We start from the raw sequence: 21,519 nt of genomic DNA, 5'->3' as shown, positions 1-21,519 counted from the left end.
ACATCATTTCTTACTACTCGTTTTTAAGAAGTATTCTCCATGAAAACTATTATTAATAATGCATTTACCATGTCTCGTTTAATGGGCGAAAGTGAAGATTGTGAAACACCAATATCGCTTTTAATAGAAGGTGGTGTCATTAGAAAGGTATCAGCGACACCATTGGATGATTCTGGATGCACTATTATTGACGCCAATGGCCACTTTTTGTCACCCGGCCTTCTTGACCCCCAAGTTCATTTTCGCGAACCCGGCCTGGAGTATAAAGAAGACATTGAGTCTGGGAGTAGGGCGGCAGTAAAAGGCGGATTTACGGCGGTGGTTTCTATGCCTAATACGTCACCTACGGCAGACACGGCAGATGTTATTACATTTATGGTTAACCGTGCAAAAGAGCGGGGGTTGTGCAAGGTCTACCCAACAGGTGCATTGTCCAAAGGGTTGGCTGGCGAAACCATTACTGATTTTGCCGCTTTGTGTTCAGCAGGGGCTATAGCCATTACCGATGATGGCAAAGGTGTGCAAAACGATGCCCTGTTTGCTCAAGCGCTGTCAAATGCCAAAGCATTAGATGTTCCAGTACTAGATCATAGCGAGGATGAATCACTGTCTAACAATGGCGCCATTCATGAAGGTATAGTCTCTGAAAAGTTCAAGGTGCCGGGTATAAAATCAAGCTCAGAAGCAGTGCATGTAGAGCGAGGGTGTCGCCTAAGTCAACTAACAGGCGGGCACTATCATGTGCTTCACGTGTCTACCAAGGCATCGATTGAAGCAATTAAAAATGCGAAAGCAGCGGGCGCAAATGTAACAGTAGAGGTATCTCCTCACCACCTTTTGTTGTGCGACGAAGATATCGCAGTGAAAAAAGACGGTACGTTAGATGCAAATTGGAAAATGAACCCGCCACTTCGCTCTCGGGAAGACATGTTGGCTTGCCGACATGCACTGTTGGATGGCACCATTGATGCAATTGCTACCGATCATGCTCCACATGCGCCCCATGAAAAAGCGCAAGATATCGCGAGCGCTCCTTTTGGTATCATTGGTTTGGAGACCGCTTTTCCTCTTATGTATTCCCACTTTGTAAAATCGGGACAGATATCACTTTCAACATGTATTGACCTTATGAGTAAAAAAGCGGGCCAGATTTTTAACATATCGTGCGGGCGTATTGCGGTTGGAGAAAAAGCAGATTTGGCGCTTTTTGATTTAAAAACGCCTTTTGATGTCACTGACAATTACTTTGCTTCTAAGTCAAAAAACTCGCCGTTTATTGGGCATACCTTATTTGGCGAAACTGTGTTGACTATGGTCGATGGCAGCGTGGTATATACCAGAGCAAGTTAATCTTTGCGGTGCGTTAAAGCTTACACTGTGCTAATTGTGCGTCCCACTCTGAATTAGTTTCAGCTGCGATGATCTCAATGCGTGTTTCTAAACACTCATTGAGCTCTCGCTCACTTAGCATACCTTCGGCCAGGTTAAGGCTAAAAATACCGTCAGTCGTAATTACCACCGCCTTAAGTCGCTCCACGTTTAATTGTGCTATCCAATTAAGAAGAGCTTGTCGGTTAAATACAATATCTGGTGCGTATCGCCAGCCTACGGCGTGAAAACCTTCACCTTCATTTTCAATTTTCAAAAAACCAGCTTGAGGTATTTGCGGTTCAGCTTGCGCGTGTTCATGATGATGTAAGTGTTCTGCTTTCGGCGCATTGATCAAATCTACAACCTTTGATTGTCCTATCAAAAGCGAGATATCTACTGCGCCGTGGCTTGTAAAGGTAATAGGCGTCTGTTCTTTGCCTCGCGCGCTGATGTACGTTGATAGTGATACCTTATCTTTTTCGGTATATAAATCGTGTTTGTTGCCCACAATTACATCGGCAATATCAATTTGCTGGTTAAATGTGGGATGGGTTGTGTATCGGTTGTCAGTTAGTTTCCTGGCGTCAACAAGTGTGAGCGTATTGTGTATTTCAAGCACATCCCGATAGTGAGGAGCGGACAGCGTTTGAAGTACTTCCTTCGGATGCCCCAAACCAGTTGGCTCTATGAGGAGTCTGTGGGGCTTAGATATCGCAAGCAATTGGTTCAGTGCAACTTGCATTGGAAGACCTGCCGCACAACACATGCAACCGCCTGGCACTTCTTTAATGAAGACGTCTTTGGTGTTAGGCGCTGATGGGTGATTAACTGAGCCAGACACGATAGCACCATCCACACCGACTTCACCAAATTCGTTGATCAGCAGTGCCCATCGCTCTGAACGAGGTTTTTGCTTCAGCAAGTGAAGTAAAGTAGATGTTTTTCCTACGCCTAGAAATCCAGTAATGATGTTGGTGGGCACTGCTTTAATCATGTTGACCTACTTGTTTATTCAAAAGCGCACTGTATGTAAACCTCGTGCGCCTTTAATACTGTCTTTAACGCCTGTATTGCTTTTATTATGCCACAAGGCCTTTTTCTATACATAAAATAAGTAATGTTATATTATAACAATATGTTGAAGGAGCTATTCTCTATAACAGTAGTATTGGTCAAAACAACATTGTCGAACGCTATAGCGTTAACAAAAGACATTGTCCGATAGTGAATAACACAAAAAGGTCCCACGTTGAGTCTTCCCGTTTTAACGCCAGAATCAAATCTATCCCCACAATACGCTTTATTTATTAATGCTCTGAAAGTCAGCGATTTTTCTGGTGATATTGAATCGAGTTACAGTGCGCGACTCGTACATGCCACAGACAACTCAGTGTATTATCAACTGCCGCAGGCTATTATTTATCCTAAAGACAACAAAGATTGCCAAATCATAGGAGAAATTGGTCAGCAGTACCCCTCAGTGGCGTTTTCCGCGAGAGGCGGCGGCACAGGAACCAATGGACAGAGCCTTACGGAAGGGATCGTGGTTGATATACGCCGTTACTTAAACCATGTGCTTGAAATAAATGTTGAAGAAAAATGGGTGAGAGTACAAACGGGCATCGTTAAGGATCAGCTAAACGACATTCTTCGCCCTTTTGGGTTGTTTTTCTCCCCTGATTTATCGACAAGCAATCGCGCCACACTGGGTGGAATGATTAACACCGATGCCTCGGGCCAAGGGTCATTGGTATATGGAAAGACAAGCGACCATTTGCTTGGTCTCACGGCAGTTCTCGCTAATGGCGAACTTGTTGAAACTAAGCCATTACCGATAGACGAGGCCAAGCAAAAAGCAAAGGGCGTTAGTCAAGAAAGTCAAATTTACCAGCAGGTTTTAGCGAGTTGTGTTGGACACCGTGATGCAATATTAACGAAATTTCCGCCGCTGAATCGCTTCCTCACAGGTTATGATTTAGCGCACGCTTATGACGATGGTCATATTGACATTGGCCGACTACTTGCGGGCTCTGAAGGGTCACTTGCATTTATTACTGAAGCAACCTTGTCGTTAGATGACATTGCGCAATACAAAGCGTTAATAAACATCACTTACCGTTCGTTTGACGATGCGCTTAGACATGCACCGCAACTGGTGAAAGCTCGCGCAACGAGTGTTGAAACCATAGATAGTACGGTACTTAACTTTGCAAAGACAGACATTGTATGGCACGACATTCACGAACTCATTGCAGATGTACCTGAAAGTGAACTTCTTGGCCTGAACCTTGTTGAATACAATGCAAACTCTGAAACAGAGATGTCAGCACATATTCAACAATTTGAAACGACCATTAAACAATCGATAGAAAGTGGCGAGGGCGGCATTTCTGGCTATGCAATTACTTACAGCAAAGCTGACATTCAGCGTATTTACGCTATGCGAAAAAAAGCGGTTGGTTTGTTGGGAAAATCAAAAGGTAGTAAGAAACCTATCGCGTTTGTGGAAGATACGGCGGTACCGCCTGAGCACCTTGCTGATTACATTCAAGAATTCAGAGCATTACTGGATAACCACGGCCTTGCCTATGGCATGTTTGGACACGTAGACGCAGGTGTGTTGCATGTTAGACCAGCGCTGGACTTGTCAGACCCTGCTCAAGAAATGTTAATGCACAAGATATCAGATGAAGTTGTGGCGATTGTGGCAAAATACGGCGGGTTAATGTGGGGGGAGCATGGTAAAGGGTTTCGAAGCGAATATGGCCCAGCGTTTTTTGGCGAAGTGTTGTTTGAGGAAATGCGGAAGATAAAAGCAGCCTTCGATCCTCATAATCAGATGAACCCAGGTAAAATATGTACGCCTTTTAACAGTGACGCTAAGCTTGTTAGCGTGAAAGACAAAAAGCGTGCATCGGTAGAGCGAGTTATACCCATTGAGGTTAAAGCCGCTGTCGCACCAGCATTTGAATGTAATGGTAATGGCTTGTGTTTCAACTATGACCCAACTTCGCCTATGTGTCCGTCGAGTAAAGTCACACAAGACAGACGCCATTCTCCCAAAGGGCGAGCAAGCATGCTGAGAGAGTGGGTAAGACTCGTTGTTGCTACATCTCCACAAACACTTGATAAAACCACGCTCACGGCTCATGCATTTAAAACGCCTTTGTGGAAAAAGTGTCTAAACACATGGTTTGGTAGTAAGGAAGACTTCTCTCACGAAGTAAAAGAAGTGATGGACGGCTGTTTGGCGTGCAAGTCCTGTACACACCAGTGCCCGGTGAACATTGATGTACCAGAGTTTCGGACCACGTTTCTGTCTATTTACCATCAGCGTTATTTGCGCCCGCTAAAAGATTTTTTAGTCAGTAATGTTGAGCGAATCGCGCCACTTGCTGCTAGCGTTCCTGCTCTTCACAATAAAATAATGGGGTCGGCACTAATCAAGCGCGTTATGCAAAGCACGATAGGTTATGTTGATATGCCGTTACTGTCATCGCCAACCCTAGCGCAGCGAACTGCTGGCGTGGTTGAGCCCTTTGACATGCAAGCATTAAGAAACATGAACGCCAATGAGCAAAGGCAACGCGTGGTGATAGTACAAGACCCGTTTACTAGCTTTTATGACGCACAGTGTGTCGAGCACTTGGTGAGTGTCATTGTAAAAGTGGGTCTTATACCCGTGTTAATGCCTTTTACTCCTAATGGTAAGCCCGCGCACGTAAAGGGGTTTCTTGATAAATTTAACGATCAGGCCAAGAACATGGCCGCGCAGTTAAACGCGATTCATAAGTTAGGGATAACGATGGTGGGGGCCGACGCCTCGCTCGTACTTTGCTTTAGAGACGAGTATGTAAAGACCCTTGGTGAAAAGAGAGGGGACTTTCACGTTCACACCATTGATGAATGGCTGAATGAACTGCCCGAGTTCGAGAATATCGCACGGACTGTTGTAAACATCACGTCGCGGCCGTACACGCTCATGGCGCACTGCAGCGAAAAAACAGCACTTCCGCAAACGTCGGCGCGATGGGTGAGTATTTTCAAGAAATTGGGGGCTTCATTGCTGCCTCGTGCGTCAGGTTGTTGCGGTATGGCAGGAACGTTTGGTCACGAGGTATCAAATTTAGACGCATCCCGTTCGCTATTTGACATGAGTTGGTCGTCTGCCTTTGAAGACCAGCAAAAAAGCGAAGTACTTGTTACTGGGTTTTCGTGTCGAAGCCAAGTTGCTAGGTTTCAAGGTACAAAGCCAAAACATCCAATTCATGTTATTGATGAGATACTTAAATAAGTGGCATGTAACCGAAAAACATGTCATTAAAGGTCATATAAAACCATAAAAAAGGACAAGAGATGAAAGTTGCTCTATATCTAAAAGTAGCGCTCATGCTGCTTTTAATGACCAGCGGTGCGGTGCACGCTGAAACTAAAAAGGAAGTAAGCCCAAGAGAAGCTTACATACGCGCCAATTATACGAAATACGAATACAAGATCCCGATGCGGGATGGCATCAAGCTATTCACATCAGTCTACGTGCCCAATGATAAAAATGAAACTTATCCAATAATGTTTCAACGCACGCCATATCGTGTTGCGCCCTACGGAAGTGACAAATACAAACCGCGTCTTGGTCCAAGTGAAATCTTTGAAAAAGAAGGGTTTATCTTTGTTTTCCAAGATGTAAGAGGCAAGTTCATGTCTGAGGGGGAGTTCGTTAACATGCGACCTCAGGATGCGTATACCAGAGGGAAGCGCGCCACAGATGACGCAACGGATACCTATGACACTATCGAGTGGCTTGTAAACAACATTAAAGGTAACAATGGCAAAGTAGGTATGTGGGGAACGTCATATCCCGGCTACTATACGTCAGTAGGCTCCATTAACAGCCACCCCGCACTGAAAGCAATCTCACCTCAAGCACCTATTGCCGATTGGTTCTTTGATGATTTTCACCGAAATGGTGCGTTTGTCACACCAATGGCATTCATCTTTTTTGATACCTTCGATAAGCAACGTGATGGAGAGTTTGCTTATTGGCCTGAAGGCATGAAGTCAAAGACGCCAGATGGCTACCAATTCTTTAAATCGCTTGGGCCTTTGTCAAACGTTAACAAAGACTATTTCCACGGTGAACGTCCATTTTGGAATGAGTTAACAGAACATCCAAACTACGATGACTACTGGAAAGCGAGAGATGTACTTCAGCACCTGTCAGATACAAAACCTGCAACGCTCGTAGTCGGCGGCTGGTACGATACTGAAGACTTATACGGGCCGCTGTATACCTATCAAACAATGTCAAAAGCCAACAAAGAAGAGCATATCAAGCTGGTAATGGGGCCTTGGTATCACGGTCAATGGAACAGTGAAAAAGGCGGTACGGAATTAGGCGAGGCACATTTCGGTTTTGATACCAGCGAGTGGTTCCAGCATGAAATTTTACTGCCCTTTTTTACTGAGCATTTAAAAGATGCAGGTGAGAGCACTATTTCAACCGCGACTATGTTTGAAACCTAGCAGTAACCGTTGGAGACACTTCGACGTCTGGCCACCGAAAAACACCAAAAAACACACCCTTTATTTGTCTGGAAATGAAAAGCTCAAAGCAGAGCAGGGCAACGCAGGCAGTGTGGACTACATCAGCGACCCTAAAAAACCTGTTCCTCATTCGGCTAAAATTGGTCGCGGGTGGGATAGACCGTATATGGTTGAAGACCAGCGTTTTGCTGCGCGCCGTCCTGATGTGCTGGTATTTGAAACTGATATCTTAGAAGATGATCTGACTCTAGCGGGCGCAATTGATTTAGACCTATGGTTTTCTACCAACAAATCAGCCGCTGATATTGTTGTAAAACTGGTTGATGTTTTCCCATCAGTGGATGCCAACACAAATAAAGTCGATAAGGATAAAGGAAATCGTCACGAGCTGGTGCGTTGGGGTGTTATTCGAGGCAGATTTAGAGAAAGTATGTCTGAGCCAAAGGCTTTTACTCCAAATGAACCAAGCTTAGTAAATTTTGAGTTGTACGATGTACTGCATACCTTTAAACGAGGTCATAAGCTACAAATTCAAATACAAAGTAGTATGTTCCCGTTCATAGATATGAATCCACAAAACTACGTAGAGAACATTTTTGAGGCAAAAGAAAGTGACTTTACGAAAGCGATTCACACTATCCACCATACGGATAAGCTACAAAGTGCTATTCACTTTACTACATTGAACTAACGCGAAAATATAAAAAAGCCCTGATTTTTCAGGGCTTTTTTTGCGTCTTTAGTGAGGCTTGAAATTACTAGCTACTTCCATGATCTGCTCACGCATCCACATATGAGCATAGTCATGATCAGCACTCACGTGCCAATAGAGGTAGTATTCGACAGGTGGTAAGTCAAACGGCATTTCGTAAATCGCCAAATCGTAATGTTTCGCTAAATGAAACGGTAAGCAAGCGATAAGGTCAGTCTTTACAATGGTACTGGGGACAGTTAAGAAGTGCTGGCCTCGCATTACTTCTTTACGACGTTTACCCATTTTATCCAATGCGATATCGATTGGACCCGCCCCCGACTTACGTTGAGACACATTAATATGGCCGAGGCGTAAAAATGTATCTAGGTTTAAACCGTTTTTGAGGGCAGGGTGATTTTTGCGGGCTAGCACAACAAAGCGGTCTTGAGCAATTTTCTCTTTACACAAATGCGGGTCGGTAAATGTTGAGGCATCTGCAAAAAAGTCCAGTGTTCCTGCGGCCATTGCTGAGACTACCTGACTCCGCGGAATTTCATAATTCGTCAGGGAAATATTCGGCGCTAAATTCTGTAGACGAGCTACTAGTCGCGGCATGATGCTAGCTTCTAACAAATCTCTACTTGCAAAATTGAATGACTTTTCTGCAGTTAGCGGGTCAAACGTATGGCTTTCCTGAACACTCTTGCGAAGCAAAGCCAATGCTTGTCGAGCGGGCACAATAATATTTTGTGCGACAGGTGTAGGTGTCATGCTGTGCCCCGTTCTGACAAAAAGAGGGTCATTGAGCATTTCACGCAAACGCGCTAAAGAGTTACTTACTGCAGGCTGTGTTATACATAAAACATCGGCTGCTTTGGTTAAACTTCCCGCAGTATAAATGGCGTCAAAGACGGCAAAGAGATTCAGATCTATTCTATTGAGATTCATATTTAATCCTTTAAGCGCAAATACCTTGTAAGAGCCGAAACAGGGAAACGCGGCGAAGGTATTGCTGCAAAAATAGCTGAGCTACCTATTGCTACATAGCATCTACGAATAATTTACGTTAGTGTAACAAGAATATTTATAAATACCTATTATTAAAAGTTAATTGAAACATTCAAGTGAATAATAGTAGTTTTATCGTGGATAAATGCTAATTGGACTGAAAAATGAAAACACTCATAGATTTAGCCGTAGGTGATGTGCTTAGTCAACCAGAATGGTCAACGATCACTCAAGAGATGATAAACCAGTTTGCAGATGCAACAGGCGATCATCAATGGATACATCTTGATAAAACGCGTTGCCAAAAAGAAAGCCCGTTTGGGACCACCATCGCTCATGGTTTTTTGACCGCTAGCCTTATGCCGAAAGCGTTTGGCGAGGTCATTGCACCGAGTGATAAAATTGCGTCTATGATCAATTACGGTATAGATAAACTGCGTTTTCTGGAACCCGTGAAAAGTGGCGATGCGGTGAAGTACACATTTACACTGAAAGAGGTGATTGATAAACCCCAGGGAAAACTGTTTAAAGTGGATGGTAGTTGTGTACTTAAGTCGAGTGGAAACCCTGCGCTGGTAGGAAGTTTTCTTATGCTTGCAGTCCTAAAGCCCTAGCCTATATACCTATATCATCGTGACTCCTAAACAACCCAAACGGAGCCACGATGAGAGGCACTTTATTTTAGTTTGAAGCCTCTTCTGCCCCTTCTTCGATTGCTTCTCCCGCACTTTGAATATCCTCATAAGCGCCTTCTATTGTTGCACAACCACTCAAACCAGCGGCGAACGCTAATGCAACTATCAGGTAACGTAGTTTAATTAAGTTTTGTAGTTTCATGTCTCTTTCCTCGTGTTGCGTTGGTGTCAAAAACTCTTTTCGTCTATACAGTGATCGCACATACAATTAACATCACTACTGTGCTTCACTACTAAAATTAATGTTGTTCTTCATGACCGTCTTCATGATTCTCATCTTCACCAGGCTGACTGGTTTTATCCAGCATAGTGCTAAGCTTGTCACCGCCCTTAGCGTTGAAGTCCAGTGTCCTAATGGGGAAGGGGATAAGGATGTCATTCTGTTCGAGTACAGTTTTTACCGTATTGATGGCATCATGTCGTACATACATAAACCCTGGTTCATCGGGGTATCGAATCCAAAACCACAGTAATAAGTTGATACTCGAGTCACCAAAAGACTCAGCATATACAGCGGTTTCGTCTTTTCTAATGACATAGTCTTTGTCATTCATTGCCGACGTTATTACTTCTGCAGCTTTTTCAATATCATCGGCGTAAGATATGCCTACGGGTACCTCGATTCTTCTATAACCAAGATAGGAATAGTTAGTTAATATGTTCCTAAACAGAATTTTATTCGGAATGACTTCAAGTTGACCATAGAACGTCTCTACTAGAGTATTCCTAAGATTAATTTCTTTGACGTTGCCAAATACGCCTTCCGCTTCTATAACATCGCCAATATCAAAGGGCTTTCTAATGCCCATCGCAATGCCAGCAATGAAGTTTTCTGTCATATCTTGAAATGCGAAACCTATAGCGAGGCCCACAATACCTGCACCTGCAAGTAATGAAGTGACAGTCCCTTTTAATCCAACAAAATCCAGCGCAATAAAGATACCCGCGATAATAACAATCGACTTGATAATAGAAGTCAGCAGGCTAAGCAATTTGTCTAGATTCAAACGTTCTGCGCATGAGTTTGCCAACAATGTTGCCAACAAACTTAGCAAGAGCTCCGAAAACAATAGCGATAATAAAGGCTACAGCAATGTTTGGAATAAGCGTTATAGCGCCCTCAACCCACGCTTCTAATTTTTCGCTGAGTAGTGAATAGATTTCTTCTAGCTTAGGAAACGTCATATATGCCTTTGGTATCTCTTAACTGCGATGAGACTATACAAACAAGAAACGTTCCTCTTTATCAGTATCCTAATTGATTGAAACAACGAGCTTTTTTATTTTTCATTTGTTGATAGGTAGCATTTGACATGAACATATTTCACAGTCAGCGCAAGTTATTCATAGTGAATTGAAAAGAAAGGCAGCCAAATACGATGGGCTATCGGCTTACGACGTAAGTATGGGTGGTCAGACCATGTGTAAAATTAATGTGAACATATTATTCACAATAAATTTACAAAATTAAAAATGGGGCATAGTATCAATTAGGTAGGTCACCGATACGCGGTTACCTCGACAATAACAACACGAAATCGAACAGCCTGTTACTAGCGGAGCGTGTGTGTAGTTAAGTAGGTAGTGATAAGCCCAGATTTGGAATCACACTATGAAATTGAAAACGCGTAAGACCGCGGTTGCTGCAATGGTTGGCACCGCACTGTTTTGTTCTCCTTTTCTTGCAACAGCTCAGGATGCTGACGGAGAAAGCGAGAAAGAAGCTAAAAAAGACGTAGAACTTATTCTTGTTACTCGGTAGTTTTGTACGCCGTAGCGAAAACTTTGAATCTCCTTCTCCCCTTGCCGTTGTTGACAGCGTCGCGATAGACGCCATCGGCGCAAAAAACATTGCCGACATAACCCAAACGCTCACCATCAATACAGGTGCAGAAAATAATCCTGATGCATTTACTCAGAATGCAACTGCAGGTACATCCAATATTAACCTTCGCGGCCTCGGCGTAGCATCAACGCTTGTTCTTCTTAATAACAAACGCCAAGTGGTCAATGCGCAGCCGACAAATGAAGGTCTGAATTTTGTCGACACAAGTTCATTGGTGCCCATGATAGCCATTGACCGAATGGAAGTGGTTAAAGATGGTGCATCAGCGCTTTACGGCTCTGATGCGGTAGCAGGTGTTGTAAACTTTATTACTAAACGCAACTATGATGGCGCAATGGTGAGTGTTGATTACCAAGACGGCGCGCACGGTGATAATAAAGAGTATATTCTGCAAGGTCTTTGGGGCGCTACAGGTGACAAAGGCAATGTAATTGCCGCTATTAGTTACACCAACCGCTCTCCACTTTTTATTAGTGATAGAAGACTTAGCCGTCCGCAAGATGATACAAGTGCACTTGGTAACCCAGCAAGTTACTTTATTGCGCCAGGGGTTCCTGTTATTGATCCGTACGGATGTGAAGAATTTGGAGGGTATCCGCAGGTTCTTGCCCCTAGTGGCACAGTGCCGGGGCTTGAAGTAGGTCTATGCGGATTTGATTTTGGCCCGTTCTATTCTTATGTGCCTGATGAAAGCCGCATCAACGCGTACACACGAGCAGAATACGAATTCACAGATGATATCACTTGGACAACCGAGATTGGCATGGCAAGAAACCGGGCAGAGCGGGGCGGTGCGCCAAGCTTCCCAATTCTCACTGCGCCAGTGGTTCCAGATTATCATCCGCAAAACCCATTTGGTCGTTCTGTATCGTTTTTTGGACGTGCAGAGGGTAACGGGCAACCGGGTGACCCTGCAAATACTGAATCAGATACATTCCGCTTTAGCACCAACATTCAGGGCGTAACTGACAGTGGTTTCTGGGAGATAAGCTATACGCGTGCAGTAAACGACTTTCAGTTCTCTGTACCTGATGTGCTAAATACAGAGTTCCAACTGGCCTTACTTGGTTTTGGTGGTTCAGACTGTAACCCAGTGACAGGTGCGCCGGGACAAGGTGCGTGTGAGTTCTATAATCCTTTCGCTACATCATATACAACTGCTCCTAACTCGTCGTATGTAGTAGATTCTTTCACTGGTCGTCAGGTTATTGACTCAAAAGCAGACTTAGAGGTTTTCGAGGCCTTTACATCGTTCGATGCATTTGAAATGGGCGGTGGTTATGCCGCGCTCGCACTTGGTATTCAATATCGAGAAAACCAGCTTTCGCAAGACTATGACGAACTGTCAAATCAAGATAGCTTTACTTTTGTTATCGGTAACCCTGATCTAGACGGTAGCCAAGACGTGTGGGCTGCATTTGGTGAACTTGCGTTGCCGATAAATGACGAACTTGATGTGCAAGTTGCGGTTCGTTACGAAGACTACGGTGGCAGCATCGGTAGTACAGTTGACCCTAAATTAGCGGTGTCATGGCGTGCAACCGATGAATTCTCTCTGCGCGGCTCTATCTCCACATCGTTTAGAGCGCCTACGGTATTCTTAGCACAAGGTGGCGCAACGTCGCTGCAGCAAGTGGTTGACCCTGTTCAAGGTGCACAAGCCTTTGTGGCAGTGCGCACGGTGGGTAATGAGGACTTAAAGCCAGAGGAATCAACAGCGTACAACCTCGGTTTCTCTTATGAGCCATTCAGAGATCTATCTATCGAAGTTGATTACTGGAACTTTGAATTTGAAGACTTGATTATTCAAGAGAACGCACAAGCCTTGCTAAATGCAGACCCAACCGACACTGACCGAATAGTTCGTGCGGGTGACCCGCTAACAGGGCCTGTACTGCAAATTAACAACACGTATGTGAATGCGAGTTCACTGGAAACATCAGGTGTCGATTTTGTTACTAGTTACAAGATGGAAACCGAGCTTGGAAGCTTCACACCATCTATCCATGCGACCTACATCACTAAGTATGACCTCTCTGATCCTCAGGCAGGTAATATAGACGGCGCAGGGCGCAGAAACTTCAACAATATCGGTGTGTCTTCGCCTGAACTGCGCATGAATATTGGGTTAGCATGGCAGCATGATGTTCACGCCGCCAACTTGTTCTTACGTTATATTTCGTCGTATGACGATGATCAAAACTGTGCTGATGGGACGTCTAACACTGCTGGCTGTGCCAACGGTTTCTATGAGATCGACAGCATAGTAACGGTGGATGCGCAGTACAACATTGACCTTGGCAGTGTATTTGATACGGAACAAAGCTACGTATTGACGGTGGGCGGTATCAATCTGTTTGATGAAGAGCCTCCTCAAGTATTTACCAACAGTGGTTTTGATTCAAAAGTTCATGACCCTCGTGGACGTCAAATCTATGCTCGGTTAGCGGTGGAGTTCTAACCTACACCGCACTGCTGTGTGAAAAGTGAATAAGCTAAGCCCTATATGAAGGTAAGCTTTTTTGTAAAGAATTAGCGCCAGTCATTAAATTCTTTATCATCCACACTTCTTTTAATCTTTTCCTCTTTCATTACAGTAGGCAACAAAACAGTGAATAAGGAAGCCAACATGCCAACAAAGCTATCAAACGAAGAAATTCAGACTCAGCTTGATAAACTTAACGCTTTAGTAGTTGATGATGTCAAATGGGAGCAAGATGGTGATGCCATCAAAAAGACATTCAAGTTCAAAAGTTTTATTAGAGCATTTGGATGGATGTCACAGATTGCCATTTGGGCAGAAAAACTAAAACATCATCCGGAATGGTTTAATGTTTATAACAGAGTAGAAGTGCGCTTGACGACTCACGATGTAGACGGTTTAAGTGAATTGGACTTCGTGCTTGCTGAAAAAATGGAAAAATTTAAGTAGAAAAGGAGTGCGAAACGGGAAGTTACGTTCACTTTTGTACATATTTTGTATTAAGTTTGTTCGTTTTGGTTAAATTAACCGCGAACAGTCAGAAAATTGAAATATTTCGATGTTAGGCACTTGTGTTAGAAAAGTCCCTATGTATAATACGCACCACATTGAGGCGAGGCGCTAAAGCAATTCACTTCAATAGTAATTTTCTGGCGCGGGATGGAGCAGTCTGGTAGCTCGTCGGGCTCATAACCCGAAGGTCGTAGGTTCAAATCCTGCTCCCGCAACCACAGAAAATGATACCAGAATTTCTAGATATGCATTATGCGTGTCAAACCGTTCAGACGCGGGATGGAGCAGTCTGGTAGCTCGTCGGGCTCATAACCCGAAGGTCGTAGGTTCAAATCCTGCTCCCGCAACCACATAAAAAACCCAGCTTAGGCTGGGTTTTTTCTTTTCAGCTCAAAATTTTGGTACTGCATCTAATATCTCTCGGTAAAATTTTAGACTTTAGTAGTATTCGCGCGCTTATTTACAGCGCGTGTAATCCTTATTAGCACAAATTAAATATATAGTTGCTATGGGTCTTAAAACTTGTGCTAGGTTATATGCATATTGCGTTAATTCTTATATAACGAACTTGTTCAAATACGAATTTTTGGCGAGTTATGGGCACATAAAAACACGTTCTATTTTGTTGTTCGCCACGACACAAGGCCATTTATTTAATGTTGTCGACACTATTTTCCATTGAAGAACGCGCAAGGCTTATTGATGGTTTTTATAACCTTCCCCTTGTTTTACTCTCACTCATCGTTGCAATCTTCGCGGCATTCATGGCATTTAACGTTGCAGGGCAAGCCGCGGTTACCGAAGACAAGTGCAGAAAAAATATTCTACTGGGGACAGGGAGTCTTGCTCTTGGAGGTGGTATTTGGTCCATGCACTTTTTGGGCATGACCGCGTTCGATTTATGCCTTCCTGTTGATTACGACGTCACTATTACCGCGCTTTCTGCCATTCCGGGCATCGCCGCAGCATGGGTTGCACTAAACCTTTTGGTTAAATACAAAATATCAAAAACTGAAATTGTCATTGGTGGCGTTTTGGTCGGCGCAGGTATTGGTACTATGCACTACAGCGGCATGGCTGCAATGGAAATGGCTACCTTGCTAAGGTACGACCTATCTATTTTCTTGTTATCAATTGTTGTTGCGGTTGTGCTTGCGATGCTGTCTTTATGGATTAAATTTGGCATTGCTGCGGCAGCGAAAACACAGAATTTACTGGGTAAACACGTTGTATTAGCCAGTGTGATTATGGGGTTGGCTATTGCTGGGATGCACTACACCGGGATGGCGGCAGCCCGATTTGTATTACCGCCAGGACTTGAAACATCCAATCAGACTTCTGAAATCTCATCAGTTCTGGCGATTTCGATTGCTATCTTTACGGTGACTATGATTGCTATCGTGCTGGGTATCACATTGTTGTTTAAATACAAAGATGTCATGTTGCGAGCTATAGAAAGTGAGCGTATTCAAAGTGCGATTACGGATACTGCTGTCGATGCCATTTTGACGGTGGATAGTAAAGGCATTGTTCGTACTGCAAACCCAGCGGTTAAAGACATATACGGATATACGCAAAGCGAGATTATAGGTATGCCCGCCGCAAATTTGGTGCCCCCTGAACGTCGTCATTTGTATGACGATGACTTTTTTGATCAGCGAGTAGTACCAACCGAGCAAATTATCGGGGCAGGGCGCGAAGTAGAGATTTATCGCAAGGACGGAATACGAATTCCGGCTAGGGTGGGTATTGGCTATACCAAGATAGATGATAAACCCGTGTTTGTCTCTTTCGCGTCAGACTTACGAGCGCGAAAGAAAATGGAAGATGCACTTCGAGAAAGTGAAGCCAAATTTCGTAGCTTGATCTCAAATATTCCCGGCGCTGCTTATCGAGCTTTGTGTAAAGACGGCTGGCCTATGGTGTTTATTAGTAAAGCCATCAAAGAAATTACTGGATACCCACCAGAGGACTTTGTTCTTCCCAATCCCAAGCGTCATTTTTCTGAACTATATCACCCTGATGATAAAGCCATGCTTAGTGATGTCGCGGCATTCAAAGATACGTTTACCATAGAGTACCGACTTGTCAGTAAGTCGGGTGATATTCGTTGGGTGATAGAACAAGGAACGTGTGTAAAAGGAGAAGACGGTGAGCTGCTATTCATTGACGGGTTTATTACTGATATAACAGCTCGTCGACAGATGGAAGAAGAGTTAAAAATCGCCAAGGAAAAGGCAGAGCAGGCAGCGGCCGCTCGCACAGCGTTCCTTGCTAATATGAGCCATGAAATCCGAACGCCAATGAATGCCATCATTGGCTTTAGCGATTTAATGTTAAGTGAGTCACTTCGAGAGGAGCAGAAATCGCACCTCACTACAATCAACCGCTCGGCAAGGTCGTTACTGCATCTTCTTAATGACATTTTAGATAGCGCCAAGCTCGACAAAGGGAAGCTTGAATTAGATTATCGTGATTTTTGTATTCGTGAAGAACTTGATTTAGTTATTTCTACCTTTTGGCTTGAAGCAAAACGAAAGAAAGTAGCGCTTACATTAGAGGTCGATGACTCCGTTGCCAAAGGTTACCACGGTGTACCCGAGCGACTCAGGCAGGTTCTCAATAACCTTATTGGCAACGCCGTAAAATTTACCCATGAAGGAGAGGTACTCGCGAGAGTTTATAGTGACAATAAGCAAGTGTATTTCGAGGTGTCGGATACCGGAATAGGGATGACCCCCGAACAAGTTGAACGTGTTTTTGACCCATTTTCCCAAGCCGACGCATCAATGAGCCGCAAGTATGGTGGCACCTGGTCTTGGCACAACTATTTCCAAACAACTTGTTGAGCTAATGGGGGGAATATATTTGCGCAAAGTGTTGAAGGGCGAGGTTCTACATTTACTTTTAGATTGCCACTAAAACCTGTATCACTTGCCCCAGCAAGTGATACATCCGGCGATGAAAGCACATCGCTAGCGCTACCACCACTTCACGTATTAATAGTTGACGACGTGCTCCAAAATATTGAACTGTTAAGCTTACTATTGCAAAGAGCGGGTCATAGCATAGACAGCGCTACGGACGGAGAGTTAGCGTTAGAAAAAATGCGCGATAACAACTACGACGTTGTGTTGATGGACTTGCAGATGCCAAAACTGGATGGTTTGGAAGCCGCGAGACAAAGACGGGCCTACGAGGAATCAAACAGTTTACCTGCAATACCCATAGTAGCGTTAACCGCAAGCGTTCTAATTCAAGACAAGCACGCCGCACAGGATGCGGGGATGCAAGGTTTTGCAAACAAGCCTGTTGATTTTCCATTGTTGATGAGTGAAGTAGCGCGGGTTCTAGAATTCGATATAAATACCTTTACTTCTCAAATTGCTACTGGTTCGATTTCAAGCACTGACGAAACAGTTGATAACGACGTGCCGTCAATCAATAGCCCCCACATTATTGATATGCCAAAAGCTGTAAAAATGTGGGGAAGTGAAATACTAGTCTTGAAAGAAATCGATAAGTTTGTCACCGACAGTAAAGACAAAATTGATGATTTGATGAGTGCCTTGATTTCGGAAAACTATGAAAAAGCGGTCGCAGTTACCCACAGTTTAAAAGGCACGTCAGGAAATTTGTGTTTAACCACATTCTATAAGAGAACGGTTCAGCTTGAAGCTCAGGCTAATAAAAATGACATAAGCGTGGAAGACGTAAATGGTCTACGAGACGCTATTGATTTAATTGAGAAAATGCTCAGCGATTCATCGTTGTACGGAGAGCGCGCGATTAATGAAAGCATAGATAAAGAGTTATTATTGTCTCACCTAAGGCGCATGTTAATCAGCGTCGAACAAAATATGCTTGATGAAGACGAACTTATCTTTTTAAGAGACATTGAGGTGAGCAACTACAAAGAAGCAGTATCTCAGATATTATTAGATATAGACGATTTTGAGTTTGAGTTAGCACAACAGCGTATTCATACGTTAATTGAAGAACTAGAAAGATCACGAGAGTAGTCATGTTAGAAATCGAAGAAGCAAAACCAACACTTCTATTGGTGGATGATGAGCCTGTAAACTTACGTGTACTTAAGCAGCTTCTTGCCTCAGACTACCAACTTGTCTTTGCTAAAAACGGTGAAGAAGCATTGAAACTAGCCTTTACCCGCCAACCTAATTTGGTTCTCCTTGATGTTATGATGCCAGGGCTTACTGGATTTGAGGTGTGTCGTAAATTGAAGGCGAAAAACGAAACTAAGCATATTCCTGTTATTTTTGTTACTGCCTTAAATGATGAGCACGATGAAGCTGAAGGGTTTGACGCAGGCGCCGTTGATTACATTATCAAACCTATTTCACCTGCCATAGTAAAGGCTAGGGTGAAGAACCACCTAAGTCTTGTTCAAGCGGATGAGTTACTCGAAAGTCGTTTGCAAGTGGTACAGCGCTTGGGGCGTGCTGCAGAATATAAAGATAACGAAACCGAGCATGCATGTTATGCGGATGAGCCATTACGCAAGAGAGTTAGCGCTGGCCTACGGTTTGTCTAACAAGCAGGCCGAAACGCTGCTTCATGCTGCTCCCATGCACGATATAGGAAAGATAGGTATAGCTGATAGTATTATGCTAAAGCCGGGCAAGTTGACTGATGAAGAGTTTGCATTAATGAAGCATCATCCCGAGATCGGCGCTGAGATTATTGGCGACTGCGGTGATTCATTGCTATTAAAAGTGGCAAAATCCGTGTCGTTAACTCACCATGAAAAATGGGATGGGAGCGGCTATCCCCGCGGTTTAGCTGGAAAAGATATCCCTATAGAAGGAAGGATATGTGCCATCGCTGATGTGTTCGACGCGCTGACTAGCAAAAGGCCTTACAAAGAAGCGTGGAGCATAGAGAAAACAGTGGACTTCCTTAAAGGCCAAAAAGGCAAACACTTTGAACCAATATTAGTGGATTTGCTTATCGAAAACTTACCGAAAATCTTAGAGATAAAAGCGACGTTTAAAGACGAAGAGTAGCTTTTGCAACACAATACGACGCATACAAGAGTTTTGTCGGTTGCTTATTATGCCGCCTACCAGTATAATATGCGCATTGAATGACGAGGTCGGGCTCCCTCAGTGTTTAGGAAAGTAACGCACTCGTTATTAGCAAGCTATCACCTTTGTGGTGGTTTTACCCATGGGCTTGCAACTGCCTTGTTGGCAGGTATGGGTTCAGAATTTTAATAAAAGCCCCGCTAGTCCGGGGCTTTTTGTTGTATTAAAACCTGGAGTCAGCCTCGCTGAGCCGGGTGATGACAGGTGGGCTTAAGGCCCTTTTTTCGTTTTTGGAGGTTTGCATTGGCAAAACTTGAAGAGAAACTAACCGAAATGCTTGAACCCGGTGTAGAAGCGCTGGGCTTTGAATTGGTTGGCATCGAGTTTGTTCGAGCGGGGAAGCATTCGATTCTTCGCGTTTTTATTGATCATGAAAACGGTATCACCGTAGATGATTGTGCAGATGTGAGTCATCAAGTCAGTGCGATTTTGGACGTTGAAGATCCAATTAGCACTGAATACAACTTGGAAGTGTCATCACCAGGAATGGACAGACCGCTTTTCAAAGAGAAGCATTACATTGAGTCTGTGGGTGAAGTAGTTCAAGTTCGTTTGTCTATGCCAATGGACGACAGACGTAATTTTAAAGGCAAGGTACTGGCATGCGAAAACGGCATTGTAAGTATTGAAGTGGATGGCCAGCAGTTCCAGTTAGCTGTGGCGAATATCGAAAAAGGTAACGTTGTTCCCACGTTCGATTAACGGAACAGCTCTGCTTTCATCGACGAAAGCAAAAGTGAGGCGAAAATGAATAAAGAAATTTTGTTAGTGGCGGAAGCCGTTTCAAATGAAAAACAAGTGCCTAGAGAGAAAATTTTTGAAGCGCTAGAGTTTGCTATTGCAAGCGCAACGAAAAAGAAAAACGAAGGCGAGATTGAAGTTCGTGTGAGCATTGACAGAACTTCAGGTGACTTTGATACATTCCGTCGTTGGTTGGTTATTCCTGATGATCAAGAACAGGAAAATCCATTTGCCGAAATTACATGGTCTGCAGCGCAAGTTGACGAACCAGAAATTCAGCTAGGCGACTATGTGGAAGAACAGATTGAATCAATAAAGTTCGACCGCATTACAACGCAAACGGCTAAGCAAGTAATCGTACAAAAAGTGCGTGAAGCTGAGCGTCAGCAAATGGTTGCTGAGTACGAAGATAAAGTTGGTGAGTTAGTTACTGGTACAGTTAAAAAAGTTAACCGCGACAACATTATCATTGACCTTGGCAACAACGCTGAAGGTGTTATTTATCGCGACGATATGCTTCCTCGCGAAACGTTCCGTCCGGGCGATCGAGTACGTGGTCTTCTTTATGTTATCCGTCCAGAAGCACGTGGCGCGCAGCTATTTATTAGCCGTACTCACCCAGACATGCTAGTTGAGTTATTCCGTTTAGAAGTACCAGAAATCGCGGAAGAAACACTAGAAATTAAATCTGCAGCTCGCGATCCAGGCTCACGCGCAAAAATAGCGGTTAAAACTAATGATAAGCGCTTAGACCCAGTGGGTGCTTGTGTTGGTATGCGTGGTTCTCGTGTACAGGCAGTATCTGGTGAGCTAGGCGGTGAGCGTGTAGATATCGTACTTTGGGACGAAAACCCAGCGCAGTTTGTTATCAATGCGATGGCACCAGCTGAAGTTGCATCAATTGTTGTTGATGAAGACAGCAACACTATGGACGTTGCAGTTGAATCTGACAACCTAGCACAAGCAATTGGCCGTAGTGGTCAAAACGTTCGCTTGGCTAGCCAGCTAACAGGATGGGAACTTAACGTGATGACGGTTGAAGACCTCAACAAGAAACACGAAGAAGAAAACGCAAAAGTGCTTAATCTGTTTACTACAGGTCTGGATATTGACGAAGAGTTCGCATCTGTACTTGTGGATGAAGGCTTTACCACACTTGAAGAAGTGGCGTATGTGCCAGCAAGTGAACTGCTTGCTGTTGACGGGTTAGACGAAGAAACTGTGGAAGAGCTGCGCAACAGAGCGCGAGCTTATCTTACGACACGCGCTTTAGCGAACGAAGAGTCGTTAGAAGGTGCAGAACCTACAGAAGCCTTATTAAATCTTGAAGGTATGAGTAAGCACGTGGCTTATGTGTTGGCCAGCCGCGGTGTTACCGACCTAGAAGAATTAGCAGAACAAGGTACCGATGATATCAGTGATATCGAAGAACTAGACGAAGAGAAAGCTGGCGCGCTAATTATGGCCGCTCGTAACATCGTATGGTTCAGTGAAGAAGAGTAAGGTCAACAGGGGGA

At 44.0% G+C, this 21,519-nt stretch carries 11 protein-coding genes, 2 tRNA genes and 4 pseudogenes; 13 read left to right on the top strand and 4 right to left on the bottom strand.

Annotated features, from left to right (window positions below; all coding sequences use genetic code 11):
• Positions 1-39: 39 nt before the first annotated feature.
• Entirely contained in the window at positions 40-1,350 is a 1,311-nt protein-coding gene (locus tag V6N89_RS12290; RefSeq protein WP_346992749.1) for a dihydroorotase, read from the top strand.
• Between the two features lie 13 nt (positions 1,351-1,363).
• On the opposite strand, the gene V6N89_RS12285 is transcribed toward V6N89_RS12290, so the two are convergent.
• The gene (locus V6N89_RS12285) at positions 1,364-2,365 is read right to left on the bottom strand and encodes a CobW family GTP-binding protein (RefSeq protein WP_338517770.1); all 1,002 of its coding nucleotides are present in this window, start codon (positions 2,363-2,365) and stop codon (positions 1,364-1,366) included.
• Between the two features lie 255 nt (positions 2,366-2,620).
• Here V6N89_RS12285 and ydiJ point away from each other — a divergent pair, with 255 nt between their 5' ends.
• The 3 genes from ydiJ to V6N89_RS12270 all read left to right on the top strand — a co-directional run bounded on the left by ydiJ (position 2,621) and on the right by V6N89_RS12270 (position 7,606).
• Positions 2,621-5,665, top strand: coding sequence for a D-2-hydroxyglutarate dehydrogenase YdiJ (ydiJ, locus tag V6N89_RS12280; RefSeq protein ID WP_338517769.1), 3,045 nt, complete (start codon positions 2,621-2,623; stop codon positions 5,663-5,665).
• A gap of 62 nt (positions 5,666-5,727) precedes the next feature.
• The gene (locus V6N89_RS12275; RefSeq protein ID WP_346992748.1) at positions 5,728-6,894 is read left to right on the top strand and encodes a CocE/NonD family hydrolase; all 1,167 of its coding nucleotides are present in this window, start codon (positions 5,728-5,730) and stop codon (positions 6,892-6,894) included.
• On the top strand, positions 6,884-7,606 hold the full coding sequence (locus V6N89_RS12270) for a CocE/NonD family hydrolase (protein WP_346992747.1): 723 nt from the start codon (positions 6,884-6,886) through the stop codon (positions 7,604-7,606). The genes V6N89_RS12275 and V6N89_RS12270 overlap by 11 nt, the downstream gene beginning before the upstream one ends.
• A 48-nt stretch (positions 7,607-7,654) precedes the next feature.
• Here the strand turns inward: V6N89_RS12270 and V6N89_RS12265 are convergent, their stop codons facing one another.
• Positions 7,655-8,557 (bottom strand): LysR family transcriptional regulator, encoded by a 903-nt coding sequence (locus V6N89_RS12265; protein ID WP_338517766.1) that lies wholly within the window; start codon positions 8,555-8,557, stop codon positions 7,655-7,657.
• A 224-nt stretch (positions 8,558-8,781) separates the two neighbouring features.
• Between V6N89_RS12265 and V6N89_RS12260 the strand changes: the two genes are divergently transcribed.
• Positions 8,782-9,231, top strand: coding sequence for a MaoC family dehydratase (locus V6N89_RS12260; RefSeq protein WP_338517765.1), 450 nt, complete (start codon positions 8,782-8,784; stop codon positions 9,229-9,231).
• 67 nt (positions 9,232-9,298) lie between these two features.
• On the opposite strand, the gene V6N89_RS12255 is transcribed toward V6N89_RS12260, so the two are convergent.
• Positions 9,299-9,454 (bottom strand): entericidin A/B family lipoprotein, encoded by a 156-nt coding sequence (locus tag V6N89_RS12255; protein ID WP_346992746.1) that lies wholly within the window; start codon positions 9,452-9,454, stop codon positions 9,299-9,301.
• A 97-nt stretch (positions 9,455-9,551) separates the two neighbouring features.
• Positions 9,552-10,497, bottom strand: a pseudogene (locus tag V6N89_RS12250) (mechanosensitive ion channel family protein).
• A gap of 427 nt (positions 10,498-10,924) precedes the next feature.
• Here V6N89_RS12250 and V6N89_RS12245 point away from each other — a divergent pair.
• The 8 genes and pseudogenes from V6N89_RS12245 to nusA all read left to right on the top strand — a co-directional run bounded on the left by V6N89_RS12245 (position 10,925) and on the right by nusA (position 21,505).
• A pseudogene (locus V6N89_RS12245) lies at positions 10,925-13,619 on the top strand (TonB-dependent receptor plug domain-containing protein).
• A gap of 168 nt (positions 13,620-13,787) precedes the next feature.
• The gene (locus V6N89_RS12240) at positions 13,788-14,090 is read left to right on the top strand and encodes a 4a-hydroxytetrahydrobiopterin dehydratase (protein WP_338517764.1); all 303 of its coding nucleotides are present in this window, start codon (positions 13,788-13,790) and stop codon (positions 14,088-14,090) included.
• Between the two features lie 204 nt (positions 14,091-14,294).
• Positions 14,295-14,371, top strand: a tRNA-Met gene (locus V6N89_RS12235).
• A 55-nt stretch (positions 14,372-14,426) separates the two neighbouring features.
• Positions 14,427-14,503 (top strand) — tRNA-Met (locus V6N89_RS12230).
• A 306-nt stretch (positions 14,504-14,809) separates the two neighbouring features.
• Positions 14,810-18,175: pseudogene (locus tag V6N89_RS12225) on the top strand (MHYT domain-containing protein).
• A gap of 2 nt (positions 18,176-18,177) precedes the next feature.
• A pseudogene (locus V6N89_RS12215) lies at positions 18,178-19,180 on the top strand (response regulator).
• 324 nt (positions 19,181-19,504) lie between these two features.
• Entirely contained in the window at positions 19,505-19,963 is a 459-nt protein-coding gene (rimP, locus tag V6N89_RS12210; protein ID WP_071817471.1) for a ribosome maturation factor RimP, read from the top strand.
• A 45-nt stretch (positions 19,964-20,008) separates the two neighbouring features.
• Positions 20,009-21,505 (top strand): transcription termination factor NusA, encoded by a 1,497-nt coding sequence (gene nusA / locus V6N89_RS12205; protein WP_338517761.1) that lies wholly within the window; start codon positions 20,009-20,011, stop codon positions 21,503-21,505.
• Positions 21,506-21,519: the final 14 nt, after the last annotated feature.

This window comes from Alteromonas gracilis (assembly GCF_036870955.2).
GTDB classification, from domain to species: Bacteria; Pseudomonadota; Gammaproteobacteria; order Enterobacterales; family Alteromonadaceae; genus Alteromonas; species Alteromonas gracilis_A.
The sequence above is the reverse complement of the archived record's forward strand: the minus strand, read 5'-3'. Positions and strand labels throughout refer to the sequence as shown.

Excerpts from the sequence above, each read along its gene's own strand:
- V6N89_RS12290 (WP_346992749.1), top strand. The coding sequence starts at position 40 with ATGAAAACTATTATTAATAATGCATTTACCATGTCTCGTTTAATGGGC.
- V6N89_RS12285 (WP_338517770.1), bottom strand. The coding sequence starts at position 2,365 with ATGATTAAAGCAGTGCCCACCAACATCATTACTGGATTTCTAGGCGTA.
- V6N89_RS12275 (WP_346992748.1), top strand. The coding sequence starts at position 5,728 with ATGAAAGTTGCTCTATATCTAAAAGTAGCGCTCATGCTGCTTTTAATG.
- V6N89_RS12265 (WP_338517766.1), bottom strand. The coding sequence starts at position 8,557 with ATGAATCTCAATAGAATAGATCTGAATCTCTTTGCCGTCTTTGACGCC.
- V6N89_RS12260 (WP_338517765.1), top strand. The coding sequence starts at position 8,782 with ATGAAAACACTCATAGATTTAGCCGTAGGTGATGTGCTTAGTCAACCA.
- V6N89_RS12255 (WP_346992746.1), bottom strand. The coding sequence starts at position 9,454 with ATGAAACTACAAAACTTAATTAAACTACGTTACCTGATAGTTGCATTA.
- V6N89_RS12240 (WP_338517764.1), top strand. The coding sequence starts at position 13,788 with ATGCCAACAAAGCTATCAAACGAAGAAATTCAGACTCAGCTTGATAAA.
- nusA (WP_338517761.1), top strand. The coding sequence starts at position 20,009 with ATGAATAAAGAAATTTTGTTAGTGGCGGAAGCCGTTTCAAATGAAAAA.